The 303-nt window shown below is 31.0% G+C and carries 1 protein-coding gene; it reads right to left on the bottom strand.

Annotated elements, in window-relative coordinates; genetic code table 11:
* Window positions 1-71: 71 nt before the first annotated feature.
* The coding region (locus EYW44_RS22430) for a hypothetical protein (protein ID WP_165872312.1) at window positions 72-303 on the bottom strand (232 nt) is incomplete at its 5' end.

The raw sequence follows: 303 nt of genomic DNA, 5'->3' as shown, positions 1-303 counted from the left end.
CAACCCATAATGTAGCTTTTTTTGATAGCGGTTTTCGCTCTTTATCTATTGACTTTCTTCCCATTAATTATTTAAAACCAGCCTTTACGTAATTCGTTTGTTGTTAGTCTTAAAACGGCAAGATAAGGATTATAATCAGGCTTTAATTCTTTTCCCTTGGCTAGCTGATGAATTTGATAATCGTAAAAACCAGCCTCTGCAAAATCTTTCATTTTTTTAATTTTAAAATTAAAAGTTGCATCATCAACCTTCGCTTGTTCGTCTTTTAAAAACTGCTTAGGAAAAGCTTTATCTACTAAAAAA

Source organism: Tenacibaculum sp. M341 (assembly GCF_004337695.1).
GTDB lineage: Bacteria > Bacteroidota > Bacteroidia > Flavobacteriales > Flavobacteriaceae > Polaribacter.
Note: the sequence above shows the minus strand (reverse complement) of the source record. Positions and strands in the feature narration are given on the sequence as shown.